Origin of the sequence: Alteromonas sp. a30, assembly GCF_026788005.1 — a bacterium.
Taxonomy (GTDB): Bacteria; Pseudomonadota; Gammaproteobacteria; order Enterobacterales; family Alteromonadaceae; genus Paraneptunicella.
Genome location: NZ_JABEPE010000005.1, coordinates 65634 through 80770, shown reverse-complemented (window position 1 = coordinate 80770; position 15137 = coordinate 65634). Strand labels below are relative to the sequence as shown.

Below are 15137 nucleotides of genomic sequence, written 5' to 3'. Positions count from 1 at the left end.
TTGTGACCCAAAAGCCGCAACTTACCGCCACTGAAAACGGGCTCTCGGAACCCGTTCAACAGCCATTGCCGTTAGCGTTTGTTAATGGTGAGGCCATGTTGGAAAAGCCCGAGGATCTTTACATCCCGCCAGATGCGTTGGAAGTCATACTCGAAGCGTTTGAAGGGCCGTTAGATTTGCTGCTTTATCTTATTCGCAAACAAAAATTCGATATTGCCACGCTACCGATTTTGAACATCACAAAACAGTACATGGAATACGTGGATGTGATGAAAGATTTAAAGTTAGAATTGGCCGCCGAATACCTAGTAATGGCAGCGATTTTAGCAGAGGTAAAATCCCGTGTGTTGTTGCCTAAACGGGCCTCGGAAGAGGACGAAGAAGACGACCCAAGGGCAGAATTAATTCGCCGCTTGCAAGAATACGAAGCGATTAAACGAGCGGCACAATCTATGGACGAGTTGCCACGGTATGGACGCGATTTCTTTGTGGGGCAGGCAAATGCTTCGGAATCTTGTGAACCTATCCGCATTTTACCGGAAGTCACATTGCAGGAGTTAGTGTTAAGCTTTCAACAAGCAATGCAACGAGCCGCCTCGTTTGAGCATCATCATATTCAAAAGGAAACACTCAGTACCCGAGAACGTATGAGCCTGATTTTAGATGTGATTCAGGCGGGCATGTTTACCTCGTTTTCAGCCTTGTTTCAGGCCGAAGAAGGTAAAGCAGGCGTTGTTGTTACTTTTCTCGCCGTATTAGAATTGGCAAAGGAAAAGATGATAGAAGTGGTTCAAGCCGAACCGTATAGCGATATCCATGTACGAGTGAACGTGAAAGAAGGTGAGTTTAACTTGGGCTGATATGTAAGGTCTGAGCTTGAAGGTTTAGAATTTGAGGTAAGTAGCAAGCAGAGCAGCAAAAATGGCAAAAAAGAAGGCGTCAGATACACAACTTAAACAAATTATTGAAGCTGCTATTTTTGTGAGTGATACGCCACTGTCGTTGGAAAAACTGCAAACAGTGATATTGCAGGAGTTCAATTTGGGTAGTCGCAAATTGAAATCGTTACTTAACTCGCTAACGTTAGACTACGCCGCGAAAGGAATACATTTAGTGGAAGTCGCATCAGGTTATCGCTTTCAATCTGATGATAGTTTGAGTCCGTGGGTTAGCCGATTATGGCAAGAGCAGGTACCCAAATACTCACGGGCATTACTGGAAACATTAAGTTTGGTGGCTTATCGACAACCTATTACTCGGGGTGAAATTGAAGATGTGCGTGGTGTATCAGTCAGTAGTCACATTATGAAAACCCTAGTGGAAAGAGATTGGGTAAAAGTGGTTGGACATAAAGAAGTGCCGGGAAGACCCGCGCTCTATGCAACGACTAAAGGCTTTTTAGATTACTTCTCGCTAAACAGTTTGGATGAATTGCCATCAATGGGGCTGTTTGAGCAACAAGCGCAACATGCGTCAAACCCAATAATCGAACCTGTTGAGTCTCAGGTTAAATCAGGCTCAGCTAATGAAACGCAGGACGAAGAATTAACAAATGAGTGAAAAATTACAGAAAGTGCTTGCCAATGCTGGCGTAGGCTCGCGTCGTAAAATGGAAACATGGATTGAAGCCGGGCGTATTTCCGTTAACGGTAAGGTGGCAACACTGGGCGCTCGAGTCGAACCGGAAGATGAAATTCGTTGCGATGGGCAAGTTATTGCCAAACAACACCAGCAATCTTTTTGCCGCGTCATCATGTACAACAAACCCGAGGGTGAAATTTGTAGTCGCGATGATCCAGATGGTCGTAAAACCGTATTTGAACGTTTGCCTCGTATTCAGCATGGTCGTTGGATTTCAGTGGGTAGATTAGACATCAATACCAGTGGTTTATTGTTATTTACTAACGATGGTGAATTAGCTAATCGCTTAATGCATCCAAAACATGTCATCGAACGTGAATATGCCGTGCGAATATTTGGTGAAGTCGAAGACAGTCATATCAACGCTCTGAAAAATGGCGTGACATTAGACGATGGTCCGGCAAAGTTCACTCAAATTATCAGACGGAAATCAGAAGAAGACAGTCTAAATCAATGGTTTGATGTGGTGTTAACCGAAGGTCGCAACCGCGAAGTTAGGCGCTTATGGGAAAGCCAGTCTTTGCAGGTGAGCCGCTTAATGCGATTACGCTTTGGCGATTTAAAACTGACTAAACGTTTACCGCAAGGTGGTTGGGTAGAATTAGAGCTCTCTGACGTTAACAAATTGCGTAAATCGGTGCAGTTGCCGCCAGAAAGAGAGTCTTTAGTGAAAGTGAAACAGGAAAAATTGGATCATGTTCGTTTAAGTCGTATGCGTCGTTCGATTAAAAAACACAATTTGAAAAACAGAAACGATTCCAATTAACCAGTAAAATGCGGATCATCGCCCGCCAGTTGGCTAAGCGAGTCGATTGGTAAATAGAAAGATCCGCTTTCTTCAAAACTACGTTATAAAACAATCTTATGCCTAAAGTTTCTTTATCCAAATGGTTGGCTTTAACGCTTGTTGTTGCTACCAGTTTATTGTCTGGTTGCTCGTCATTTGTGTCGGGTGCCACCAAGAACCTAGCGAATCAATTGCAGTCAACCATCAGTAATCATAATGATCCCGAATTAGTAAAAGATGCGGTGCCAGCGTACATGTTGATGGTGGAAAGCTTGTTGCGTAGTGATCCTGATAACGTGGATTTGTTAGTCGCCTCGTCTTCATTGTATAGCGCTTATGCTTCGGTGTTTGTGGATGATTTAAATCGCCAGCAGCGTTTGTCGACGCGTGCTTTTCTTTACGGCAAACAGGCTATTTGTGAGTACAAAAAAGATTACTGCGATATTGATAAGCTGCAAGTTGATGCGCTTAAAGCCACGCTAGATAAGATGGATGAAGATGATGTTTCCATGCTGTTTGCTTTAGGATCTGCGTGGGCTGGTTGGATAAAAAGTCACAGTAACGATTTTAATGCTGTGGCAGATGTGCCAAAAATTGAAATCATCATGCGTCGTATCGTTGCCTTAGATGAAGGTTATCAAAATGGTAATGCGCATTTGTATCTTGGGGTGCTTGCCACCTTAATTCCACCAACACTTGGCGGTAAGCCAGAAATCGGCAGAATGCATTTTGAGCGCGCTATGCAGTTGTCTAATGGTGAAAACTTAATGGTACATGTGACATTTGCCCAACAATATGCGCGATTGTTGTTCGATCGAGAGTTACATGACCGACTTTTACGTCAAGTGATGCAATCCGATGCTAAAGCAGAAGGTCTCACATTGACCAACTGGCTTGCTAAACAGCGGGCAGAAGAATTATTAACCAGTGCAGACGACTATTTTTAACAGGAGACAAACATGAAGTTAATGCAGTCATTGAGACTGGCGCTTGTCTTGAGTGCAATTGGATTTTCGGCACAAGCCGTTACCTTGAAAATAGCTACTTTGTCCCCTGAAGGCTCAAGCTGGATGCAAAAGTTCCGGGAAAGCGCAAAGGAAATCAAGGCTCGTACCGACTCCCGTGTCAAAATTAAATATTATCCGGGTGGCGTGATGGGAGATGACGCGGCGGTACTGAAAAAAATCCGTATTCGTCAATTACACGGTGGCGCAATGACAGGTGGCAGCCTCGCGCGTTTTTACAAAGACAGCCAAGTGTATTCTATGCCACTTAAATTCGACTCATTAGCACAAGTTGAGCATGTGCGTAGTGTTATTGACCCTATCATTGTCGAAGGCTTTGAAGAGGGCGGTTTTGTGACTTTTGGTTTGGCTGGCGGTGGTTTTGCTTACTTAATGTCGAAAGAGCCAATTACTAACCCTGAACAAATGAAGCAACACAAAGTGTGGACACCAAGCACTGATGAAGTTTCAAATGCCTCTTTTGAAGCGTTTGATATTTCGCCTATCCCATTGCCGATTGGTGATGTGTTAGCAGGGTTACAAACAGACTTAATAGACACGATTGCAACTTCACCCGTTGCGGCCATTAACTTGCAGTGGCACACGCAGCTCAAATACGTGACAGAAGTGCCTATTATCTACATTTATGCAGTATTGGCCGTTGATAAAAAAGCCTTTAAAAAGATTAAAGCAGCAGACCAAAAAGTCGTGCGCGAAGTAATGACTAAGGTGTTTACTCAGTTAGATGCGGAAACTCGCAATGATAACCAAAAGGCGCTTGCCGCGTTGGAAAAGCAAGGTATTGAGATTTTAAAACCGTCTGCGTCCGATTTGGCTATGTGGCAAGAAAAGGCACAATTAGCAGAAGCTAACTTAATGAAAAGTGCGGCGCTTTCGCCAAGTATGATTGAGTTGTTGAATAAAACCTTATCTAGCTATAACGCAAAACAATCGGCTACCTCGCCGTAGTTGTTTCGTTCATGTTGAATTACATTACTCATTTTTTAGCACGCGTGGAAAGGGGCTTTATGACGCTCCTTTTCTTCTCTTTGCTCTTTATTGCAGCTCTGCAAATTGTGCTACGAAATATCTTCGATTCTGGCCTGCTTTGGGGCGATGATTTTATTCAGTCGGTAGTGCTTTGGATTGGCTTTGTAGGCGCTATGTATGCCTCACGCAATGCTAGTCACATTAACATCGATGTTATCTCACGTTTTCTACCTGCTGCTTTTAGCGCTTTTGTATACCGAGCTGTTTACGGCTTAACCAGCATCATTTGTGCCGCCGCAGCGTTTTTTAGTGGGCAATTTGTGCAGCTAGAAATGGAAGACAGTGTAAACGCCTTTTTGAATGTGCCGATATGGGTAGTCGAAATCATTATTCCTATTTCCTTTGCCGTGATTGGCGTGCGTTATTTACTGCTGATGTTTAACCCTGCTAATGCGCATCATGACGGAGTGAATAGTTAGCATGTTATTGGCTCTGGTTCTTTCAATTGTTTTTGTTGCCTTGCTAGGCATGCCTCTGTTTATTGCGATTCTTGCGATTGCCATGGTTGGTTTTCATTTCGCTGACATCGACTTGATGGTTATCGCCATTGATTTGTATCGGATTGTGCAAACGCCACTGCTTGAGGCTATTCCACTATTTACCTTCGCCGGATACTTACTCAGTGCCAGTCACAGCTCTCAGCGTTTAGTACGAGTAACGCAAGCGCTGTTAGGGTGGTTGCCAGGAGGCTTAGCCATTGTCGCGTTAATTGCCTGTGCTTTATTCACAGCGTTCACGGGAGCTTCTGGCGTTACCATTGTTGCGTTGGGCGCTTTGTTGTATCCCGCGTTAAAGCAAGCAGGCTATAACGGACGTTTCAGTTTAGGTTTAGTGACTAGTTCTGGCAGTTTAGGTTTGTTATTCCCGCCCTCGTTACCCCTTATTTTGTTTGGTGTTATTGCCTTGCAAATGGAAATTCCGGTGGCAATGAGTATAGAAGACTTATTGGTTGCAGGACTGTTACCAGGCTTGCTTATGATTGCTTTGTTGGCATTGTGGAGCATTCTTGGGCAAGGAGGTAAAACACCTTCAACGCAGCCTTTTTCATGGCAAGAAGTGAGCCAAAGCATTAAAGAAGCGAAATGGGAAATACCGTTACCGCTTATTTTGTTAGGTGGCATTTATTCTGGCATTTTTGCTTTATCTGAAGCAGCGGTAGTAACCGTTATCTATTTACTGATTGTTGAAGTGTGGGTGTACAAAGACATCAAGCTAAAGCAATTACCAGAGCTGGTTTCTGAAGCCATGGTCATGGTCGGCGGTATTTTGGTGATTTTGGCCAGTTCTTTGGTGCTCACGAGTTACTTTATTGAGATTGAGGCTCCAACAGCATTGTTCGATTGGGTAACGCAACATATCGAGAGTCCGTTAAGCTTCTTACTAATATTAAACGTGTTTTTGCTAGTGCTAGGCGCGTTTCTCGATATCTTTTCGGCGATTGTGATTATGGTGCCGTTATTATTACCGATTGCGGCTTCCTTTGGTGTGCATCCTGTGCATTTAGGCATTATCTTCCTTGCGAACATGCAGATTGGTTATATGACGCCGCCTGTGGGGATGAATTTATTTATTGCCAGTTATCGTTTTGGTAAGCCCATTACCGAAATTTATCGCTCGACCATTGGCTTTATGTTGGTGCTATTGTTGGCGCTGGCCGTTATCACGTATTGGCCGCAACTGTCTTTGGTGTTTGTGAGTTAAGTATGGTCTTTCTGCTTTATTTTCTTCAGTATCGGTCGAGTTTATCCCGTTGATGAATGGTTGGTAGCGAGCTCATGAAAATGCGCTCGCTACACTCACGGTAGTGAGACCCTATGATGAGATTAACCTTCACTTGATTTGGGCGCTACAGCAAGAAATTCAATATGGAAGCTTGTGCCAACACCTAACTCACTTTCACAGCGAATATTGCCACCTAGTCGAATTGTGGCAATATTGCTGATAATTTGTAGTCCTAAACCACTTCCACCTTGTCCTCGTTTAGTTGTGTAAAACGGCTCGAATATCTTTGCGATTCTGTCTTTGGCAATGCCTTTTCCGTTGTCTGTAAATACGAGGTAGATCTTTTGCGGTTGGGTATTTAACGCTTTTATTTGAATTTTAATATTTCCGCTATGGCGGTTCTCAAAGGCATGAATTATTGAGTTCATGGCCAAGTTTGTGATCATTTGAGCCAATGCGCCAGGGTAGCTGTCTATTACGATGTCATCTGGGCAGTCCAGTTGAATACTAATGTGTTCCGACTTGAGCTTTGGTGTTAGGCTCATAATGATTTCTTCCATGTAATGGTGCAGATCAAACACTCGGCGTTGTTGAGATATTTGGTCAACCGAGACTTCTTTAAAGCTGCCGATAAGATCAGATGCTCTGTGCAAGTTAGACAACACAATTTCCGCACTGTCTCGAATATTGTTGAGTTGGGTAATAAATTCAGAACGTTTTAAGCGATTTTCACTCAAGGCTGTTTGAATGTTATTGCTGCGTTCAATTAGGTTTGAAGCTGCGGTAACACTAATTCCAATTGGGGTGTTAATTTCATGAGCTACGCCTGCAACCAATCCCGATAATGAAGCGCCTTTCTCTGCTTCAATTAGTTGCTTTTGGGCGTCTAATAATTCACTTGTTCTTGACGATATTTCTTTTTCCAAAGCGGCTTTCTGCTTCGCAAGAGTACGCGTGCGATATCGGTGGGAGAAAAAGAAGATAAGAATAGAGGCTAAAATGAGCAGCACGTAAAGCACAGGTTCTTGCCACCAAGGTGTCAGGATAACGATGCGTAACGATGTGGGGTGAAGCCCATTGGTTATTGGATATGTGTTGCTTTGAATTTGGAAGATGTAATTTCCTGAATCGATTCCACTAAAGTCAACTTGATTGCTACTTTCCATTGGCGACCATGCGTCATTGAAATTGACAAGTCGGTATGAGTATTGATTCTGAGTGTTGTCGTTAAAAGTCAGCGCTGAGAATCGAATGCGGATATTTTTAACAGAGTGGGGTAATACCAACGGTGTTTCGTTGTTGAAGTCATACTTAGGTGCGCGCTTCCCATCGACCCAAACGCCAGTAATTTGTGGCTTTACCTGCATAGTTGTGCCGTGTTTTATTGATGCTTTAACTTGGAGTATTCCACCTGTTCCACCAAAATACAGGGCATTATCATTAGCTTTTAGTACAGCATTCGCGGTGAATAGGTTGTCTTTAATGATGTCGCTTTGATCATGAGTAATGAAGAAGTTTTGCTCACGTTTAAATTGCGCTAACCCTGAGTTGGTGCTTAACCATAAGTTTCCATAACTATCTTCAGCCATGGCTTGAACCGAGCTGTTTGATAATCCATCGCGGTTGGAAAAACGCTCGAATGTGTCGGTAACGTCAATTAATCTATTGAGGCTACTTGAGGTCCCCATCCACATTTCACCATCGGAAGTTTGTAAAACGCTATTAATTGAGCCGAAGCTAACGGAGCCAGCTTGATTAGGTGTGTGTTGATAACGGAAGAAACGAGTTCTTCCCGGGTCTAAGCGATTCACACCTGCGTTATAGGTCCCAGCCCAGATTCGGGCGCGACCATCTTCATATAAAGAGGTAACTCGGTTAGCGGAAATGCTGTCTGGAATATTCGGATCGTGGCGAAACACACGAAGCTGGCGGCCATCGTAACGGTATAGACCGTTAAAGTCGGTAGCAACCCACAAGTTATTGCCGGAATCAACGAGCAGGTCGTTGATTGTGAATGTATTACCCAATGTGCGTTTTTCTAAAACGTGGCTTTTATCTTCATAGTGGCTTCTATCTTCAGACAGCCTACCTAAGCCATGACTGCTACCCAACCATAAACGTCCTTTTTCATCTTCGGAAATGGCGAAAACTTGAATAAGGCTATTCAAGTTTTCAATCGGGTGTTGATGCAACTCATTGTCTTTTAATTCGAGTAAACCGGTGTCACTTCCAACCCAAATGCGGCCACTTTTATCTTGAAAAAGGTCATACACATGATTCACTTCCATTAGCCCCATATTGGAAGAATGAAAGGTGTTAAAAGGCTTAAAAATGCTTGGAGACAAGTCAATTCGAGTTAAGCCTGCATAGCGGGTGGCAACCCACATGCTTTGGTCATCATCAAAGTAAATATCTCGAATATCATCATGAGGCAGTAACGCGTAGTTCATATCGTTAACAAGCTGAGTGAAGCGTTCTTGTTCTGGATCGAAGCGGAATAACCCCTTTTGTGTTCCAACCCAAATAGCGCCATCTGGTGACTCTACGAGTTTAGTAATGGCAGCTTCAAAAGGCTGATTTGGAGCAATATTGAACTCATAAAATTGAGCGTTTTTGTAGTCCAATCGTCCAAAGCCCGTTTCGGTGCCAATCCAAAGCTGATTATTTTTATCAACGAGCAAACTGCGGGTAAGAGAATGGCTGATGGAGTGCAGGTTCGCATTATCAAGTCGATAATGTTTAAACACCCCTTTCTCTGGATTAATTAATTGGTTGAGTCCATTTTGTGTGGCAATCCATATGTCACCTTCTTGGGTTTCTGCAATGCTCCAAACGCGGTTGTGGTTTAAACTACTTTCATCATTCTCGTTATGGCGATATACCCGAAAGTGTTGATTGGCTTCATTATATACCGCTAAGCCTCCACCATTTGTTCCAATCCAAATTTGGCCTTTGGCATCTTCATAGAAGGTTTGAATATAGTCACTGCCAATACTGTGTGGATCAGTAGAAACATGCTTGAAATACTTGATTAAGGAGAGTTGGCTGTCGTATAGGGCTAAACCATTGCCCCAAGAGCCTACCCAGATACGGTTTTGGGAGTCTTTAAAGATGTTACCAGCGTCAGGAGTAGCAATATTTAAACCTTCATGTGAGCCTGTAGAGTATACCTCGAAGGTATAGCCGTCATAACGAATGAGTCCTTTTGGGGTGCCTAACCAAAAATAACCGTCATTGTCTTTTAATAAAGAAAAGATAGTCGTTGCAGGTAATCCATCGTCAATAGAATAGCGCTCGATGGAGGAAAAGTAGGTTGCCTTAGCATATGTACTCAGAGAGAGCATGAAAAATATAATAGTAATGGTATGGAAAATACGTATGTAATTCATAACGTTATAATAGCTTTCGTTGGTTTTACGCCTGTTTCCCTGTACTGATTCCCATTCTATAAAGTTCATACTCTACATGAATTCAATCCGCCGTGGTAAATATATTTCTTAAAGTGGCGATTGATATAAAGTCATCATCGACAATATCGATTTCTGATGCTGTGCTTTGCCACAGTTTTGTTTATACTACGCAGCTTTCTAAATTGGGCAGTAGTCATGTCCACTCTTTCGTCTACATAAACAGATAAGTGCCAAAAGGTAGAGTAAATGCGCACAAATTATTGCGGCAACATTGATGAATCGTACATCGGGCAAAACGTCACTTTACATGGTTGGGTAAACCGCCGTCGAGATTTAGGTGGGGTTATTTTCTTAGATTTGAGAGATCGTGAAGGCATTGTGCAAGTCGTTTACGATCCTGATTTACCAGAAGTATTTGATAAAGCTAACACCTTAAGGCACGAATTCTGTGTATCGATAAAAGGGATAGTGCGTGCCAGACCTGAAGGTCAGGTCAATAAGAATATGAAAACAGGCGGCATTGAGATTTTAGGTAAAGAGCTTGAAATCCTGAGTAAAGCCGAAGCATTACCACTGGATTTCAATCAAGAGAATAGTGAAGAGCAACGTTTAAAGTACCGTTACCTTGATTTACGTCGTACAGAAATGGCGGATCGAATTAAGTTTCGTGCACGTGTAACTAGTGCAGTACGTCGCTCCTTAGAAGAAGAAGGCTTTTTGGATATTGAAACCCCAATTCTGACCAAAGCAACGCCTGAAGGAGCGAGAGATTATCTTGTTCCGAGTCGTACACACAAAGGGCAATTCTTCGCGTTACCCCAATCACCACAATTGTTTAAACAGTTGCTAATGATGTCTGGTATGGATCGCTATTATCAAATCGTTAAATGCTTCCGTGATGAAGACTTACGTGCGGATCGTCAGCCAGAATTCACCCAAATCGACCTTGAAACTACCTTCTTAGATGCAGAAGGTGTTATGTCCATTACAGAAAAAATGGTTCGTGATTTGTTTAAAACCATGTTGGATGTTGATCTAGGTGATTTCCCAAGAATGCCATATGAAGAAGCGATGCGTCGTTTCGGTAGTGATAAGCCAGATTTAAGAAATCCAATGGAACTCGTTGACGTTGCAGACATTGTTAAAGACGTCGACTTCAAAGTATTCTCAGGCCCCGCTAATGATGCAGATGGGCGAGTTGCTGCCATTTGTGTTCCGGGAGGGGCATCTTTATCCCGCAAGCAAATTGATGAATATACTAAGTTTGTGGGCATATACGGCGCGAAAGGCTTGGCTTGGTTGAAAGTGAACCAACTTGGCGCAGGCGTTGAAGGGTTACAGTCGCCTATTTTGAAGTTCTTAGGTGAAGATGTTGCTAATGCCTTACTAGACAAAGTCGCTGCTAAAGAAGGTGATTTGTTGCTATTTGGTGCTGATTCATGGCAAGTGGTAACTGAGTCTATGGGCGCGTTACGCTTAAAAGTAGGTGAGGACCTTGAGTTACTTGAAGGTGACTGGAGACCATTGTGGGTGACTGACTTCCCAATGTTTGAAATGGTGGATGGCCAACTACATGCGCTACATCACCCGTTTACCGCGCCTCGCGGTTTAACCCCTGAGCAACTTATGGAAAATCCTAAAGAAGCTTTGTCTGATGCTTACGATATGGTTTTAAATGGAGTTGAACTGGGTGGTGGTTCGGTCCGTATTCACCAACAAGATATGCAATCAGCGGTATTTACTTTGCTCGGCATTAATGAAGAAGAAGCACAATCGAAGTTTGGCTTCTTGCTTGAGGCATTACGCTATGGCGCGCCTCCACATGCAGGATTAGCGTTTGGATTGGATCGTCTTGTGATGCTGATGACAGGTGCGGATTCGATTCGTGATGTCATGGCATTCCCGAAAACTACGACGGCCGCATGCCCATTAACGAATGCTCCGGGCGTGGCAAATCCACAGCAGCTTAAAGAGTTAGCAATTGAAACGATTGTAAAAACAGAAACTAATGAATAAATAGATAGGGTTGTTGTATCTATGCAATTAAAGCGGCCAGAATCGGTACTTGTCGTCATTTTTGATGAGCGTAACCGTGTTCTGGCTCTGCAACGAAAAGACGATCCCAATTTTTGGCAGTCTGTTACTGGCTCCCTTGAAACTGATGAAAAACCGATTGAAACAGCAAAAAGGGAAGTCGCAGAAGAAATTGGGATCGATTGTGAGCAACATGCATTACAAATGGTTTTTACGGACATCGTCAATCACTACCCAATTCGGCCCGAATGGCGTTATCGGTATCCCAAAGATTCAATTTTAAACAAAGAGTTTGTCTTTCTTTTGCAAATTCACTCAAGTTTTTCTATTCAATTAACAGAGCACCTCAAATATCAGTGGCTAAGCCCGCAAGATGCAATTGATTTAATGTGGTCTCCCTCTAATAAAAGTGCTATCAAACAATTCTTATTAACACCATCCACAGCCGATGGCTCAGAGTTGGTAGAGGCAGGTTAATGGCGATTATTTTGGGGATTGATCCTGGTTCTAGAGTGACTGGGTACGGCGTAATCAGGCAAATTGGTGGCAAGTCTGAATATCTGGCAAGTGGCTGCATCCGTTTAAAGGCGGAAGAATTAGCTCCTAGACTAAAACAAATATTTAACGGTGTGACTGAGATAATTGAGCAGTTTCAACCAGATTTCTTTGCTATTGAGCAGGTTTTTATGGCGAAAAACCCAGATTCTGCTTTGAAACTTGGACAAGCTCGGGGCGCTGCGATTGTTGCAGCAACAATGAAAGATTTGCCTGTTGCTGAATATTCCGCTAGGCAAATTAAACAATCTGTTGTTGGTAAGGGAAGTGCAGAGAAAACTCAGGTGCAGCATATGGTTGTGCATTTGCTAAAGTTAAGCTCGACCCCGCAAAGCGATGCTGCTGATGCACTCGCTGTCGCGCTCTGCCATAATCATACTCAACAGAGCTTGTTACGAATGTCAGGACAAGCAAAAAAAACGGTTAGAGGCCGTTTGCGCTAATTCCGCGAAAGCTAATTAGCAAATATTTTCATGCAATGGTTGATATGACCCTAGGTTATTGTCTATCATGCTGTATAAAAATACAGTCTAATGGAAGCGTCACATGCTAGGTCGGATTCGAGGAACACTCGCCGAAAAAACACCTCCTTTCGTATTAGTCGACGTCATGGGAGTGGGATATGAAATTCAACTGCCAATGACTAGTCTCTATCAGTTACCCGATGTAGGAAACGAAGTGATCATCTTTACTCACTTTGTTGTGCGTGAGGATGCTCAGTTACTTTTTGGGTTTGCTACAAAAAAAGAAAGAGCCCTATTTCGTGAAGTCATTAAAGCAAATGGTGTCGGCCCTAAACTGGCGTTAACAATTTTATCTGGTATGTCTGCACAGCAGTTTGTTCAAGCTGTACATGATGGTGACATTACTTCATTGGTTAAATTGCCTGGGGTTGGCAAAAAGACCGCAGAAAGATTGGTTGTCGAAATGAAAGATCGCTTAGGTAACTTAGATATTTCCGCTTCAGTGACACTAGATGGGAATGTCAATGTTGATGAGCAAACAACAAGTATCGATACTACTGAAAGCGCTAAATCAGAAGCCATTAGCGCTCTTGTTGCACTAGGCTACTCCCAAGTCCAAGCGACTAAAATGGTGAAAGATGTTTTCCAAGACTCACTGAGCAGTGAAGAACTAATTCGAGCCTCACTCCGCAACATTGCATAAATGCGAATATTTAAAATGAGTAAATAAATAACCATGATAGAGCCTGACAGAATCGTAGAACCAAGTTTAAAAAATGATGAAGAAGTCATTGATAGAGCGATTCGACCCAAGAGTCTTGCTGAATATGTTGGTCAAGATCATGTGAAAGAACAAATGTCGATTTTTATCGAAGCAGCTCGAAATCGGCAGGAAGCACTTGATCATCTACTTATATTTGGGCCTCCAGGGCTAGGTAAAACCACCTTGGCGAATATTGTGGCGAATGAACTAGGAGTGGGTATTAAGACAACATCTGGACCAGTATTGGAAAAGGCGGGTGATCTAGCAGCGATGTTGACAAACCTCGAAGAGCACGATGTGTTGTTTATTGACGAAATTCATCGCTTGAGTCCGGTCGTTGAAGAAGTCTTATACCCTGCAATGGAAGACTATCAGCTCGATATTATGATTGGTGAAGGACCTGCTGCCCGTTCAATTAAGTTAGATTTGCCACCTTTTACTTTAGTCGGCGCTACTACTCGCGCTGGGGCGCTAACTTCCCCCCTAAGAGATCGTTTTGGCATCGTCCAACGATTAGAGTTTTATAATGTGAAGGATCTAACTGGCATTATCGTACGTTCGGCTTCTTATTTAAATATGACACTAAATTCAGAAGGCGCGCTGGAAATAGCAAAACGCTCACGTGGAACGCCTAGAATAGCTAATAGGTTACTAAGACGAGTAAGAGATTTTGCTGAAGTCAAAGCGAAGGGCGACATTACACAAGATGTAGCTGCGTCAGCATTGGATATGCTGGAAGTAGATAAAGAAGGCTTTGATTACATGGATAGAAAGCTACTTTTGACTATTATTGAAAAATTTACAGGTGGTCCAGTAGGGCTAGATAATTTAGCCGCTGCAATTGGTGAAGCCAAAGATACGATTGAAGATGTTATTGAGCCTTTCTTGATTCAACAAGGTTTTTTACAAAGAACACCTAGGGGGCGTTTAGCAACACAAAGGGCGTTTACGCATTTTGGGTTTGGTGAAAGAGTAAATAATGTTTTTTAGTTTGGTGATATAGATAACTGATTAAGATTTTTGAGTAGAATAAAAAAAGCCCACAAATTCTTTTGTGGGCAAAACAACAAGTGTTGAAGGAAATATTTACGAGAGCACGTATTTATAACAAGTAGAAATACGGGCTTAACAACATGTACTGCTCTACAGTGCTGAAAACGGCGTGAATTATAACGTCACAAACGCACGCTTCAAGCTAGATATACTAAGCTTAAACATTAGAAAAACTTATTCAAAAGCTTGTTGAATACTTTTTAGCCTAAGCCAATATTAGTTCAAATTTATAAAAAATTAAATAAAAACAGTTAATTATTTCATCTAAGAATATACATGGTCCGTATTTATTGCCTTTCACCTGTAATCTTCATTAACATTTCTCTTACAAATATTTATGACTTTAGTGAAAACTTTGTTTGTTTTGATATGAAATTGCAGGTGTATTCCTAAGTTCGTATTTTGGAAATACATTTCTTTTATTGAAAAAAACTTATATGAAAAGGTAAACAGCGCTAGGAGTTTAAGGAATAAAATGAAGTTAGAGTCTGCCCTTGAATAACGTCTAAAAGTTCCCATATCCCTCTGAAAATAAATATAATATGAATCAACTGCTGATACCGCTTTAATAATGATCAGATCAGTCATTATTCCCTTGCACTAAAGTATGGGTAAAGATAACTTCTGTTGCTTTTAACGCGTTATTATCTGCAA

13 protein-coding genes are annotated in these 15137 nt (G+C 42.3%); 12 read left to right on the top strand and 1 reads right to left on the bottom strand.

Features of this window, described 5'->3' with window-relative positions; translation table 11 throughout:
* Positions 1-2: 2 nt before the first annotated feature.
* From HJG39_RS06970 to HJG39_RS06940, 7 genes are all read left to right on the top strand, one after another.
* A complete protein-coding gene (locus tag HJG39_RS06970; RefSeq protein WP_268408182.1) occupies positions 3-860 on the top strand; it encodes a segregation and condensation protein A in 858 nt (285 codons plus the stop codon).
* A gap of 61 nt (positions 861-921) precedes the next feature.
* Positions 922-1560: an SMC-Scp complex subunit ScpB gene (gene scpB, locus HJG39_RS06965; RefSeq protein ID WP_268408181.1), complete on the top strand. Its 639-nt coding sequence runs from the start codon at positions 922-924 to the stop codon at positions 1558-1560.
* Positions 1553-2407 (top strand): 23S rRNA pseudouridine(2605) synthase RluB, encoded by an 855-nt coding sequence (gene rluB, locus HJG39_RS06960; protein WP_268408180.1) that lies wholly within the window; start codon positions 1553-1555, stop codon positions 2405-2407. The genes scpB and rluB overlap by 8 nt, the downstream gene beginning before the upstream one ends.
* 98 nt (positions 2408-2505) lie before the next feature.
* A complete protein-coding gene (locus HJG39_RS06955; RefSeq protein ID WP_268408179.1) occupies positions 2506-3375 on the top strand; it encodes a TRAP transporter TatT component family protein in 870 nt (289 codons plus the stop codon).
* Positions 3376-3387: 12 nt separating this feature from the next.
* Positions 3388-4401 (top strand): TRAP transporter substrate-binding protein, encoded by a 1014-nt coding sequence (locus tag HJG39_RS06950; protein ID WP_268408178.1) that lies wholly within the window; start codon positions 3388-3390, stop codon positions 4399-4401.
* A gap of 59 nt (positions 4402-4460) precedes the next feature.
* Positions 4461-4901 carry a TRAP transporter small permease gene (locus HJG39_RS06945; RefSeq protein WP_268408177.1) on the top strand — a complete coding sequence of 147 codons (441 nt, stop codon included), beginning with the start codon at positions 4461-4463 and terminating at the stop codon, positions 4899-4901.
* Position 4902: 1 nt separating this feature from the next.
* Positions 4903-6183: a TRAP transporter large permease gene (locus HJG39_RS06940; protein WP_268408176.1), complete on the top strand. Its 1281-nt coding sequence runs from the start codon at positions 4903-4905 to the stop codon at positions 6181-6183.
* A gap of 122 nt (positions 6184-6305) precedes the next feature.
* On the opposite strand, the gene HJG39_RS06935 is transcribed toward HJG39_RS06940, so the two are convergent.
* A complete protein-coding gene (locus tag HJG39_RS06935; protein WP_268408175.1) occupies positions 6306-9593 on the bottom strand; it encodes a sensor histidine kinase in 3288 nt (1095 codons plus the stop codon).
* 267 nt (positions 9594-9860) lie between these two features.
* Between HJG39_RS06935 and aspS the strand changes: the two genes are divergently transcribed.
* The 5 genes from aspS (at position 9861) to ruvB (ending at position 14420) form a co-directional block, all read left to right on the top strand.
* Positions 9861-11630: an aspartate--tRNA ligase gene (aspS, locus tag HJG39_RS06930; RefSeq protein ID WP_268408174.1), complete on the top strand. Its 1770-nt coding sequence runs from the start codon at positions 9861-9863 to the stop codon at positions 11628-11630.
* A gap of 21 nt (positions 11631-11651) precedes the next feature.
* Complete coding sequence (nudB, locus tag HJG39_RS06925; RefSeq protein WP_268408173.1) at positions 11652-12125, top strand: dihydroneopterin triphosphate diphosphatase; 474 nt, start codon at positions 11652-11654, stop codon at positions 12123-12125.
* A complete protein-coding gene (ruvC, locus tag HJG39_RS06920; protein ID WP_268408172.1) occupies positions 12125-12646 on the top strand; it encodes a crossover junction endodeoxyribonuclease RuvC in 522 nt (173 codons plus the stop codon). The genes nudB and ruvC overlap by 1 nt, the downstream gene beginning before the upstream one ends.
* Positions 12647-12749: 103 nt before the next feature.
* Positions 12750-13370, top strand: coding sequence for a Holliday junction branch migration protein RuvA (gene ruvA, locus HJG39_RS06915; RefSeq protein WP_268408171.1), 621 nt, complete (start codon positions 12750-12752; stop codon positions 13368-13370).
* A 33-nt stretch (positions 13371-13403) separates the two neighbouring features.
* Positions 13404-14420 (top strand): Holliday junction branch migration DNA helicase RuvB, encoded by a 1017-nt coding sequence (gene ruvB / locus HJG39_RS06910; protein WP_268408170.1) that lies wholly within the window; start codon positions 13404-13406, stop codon positions 14418-14420.
* The last annotated feature ends 717 nt before the right edge of the window (positions 14421-15137 follow it).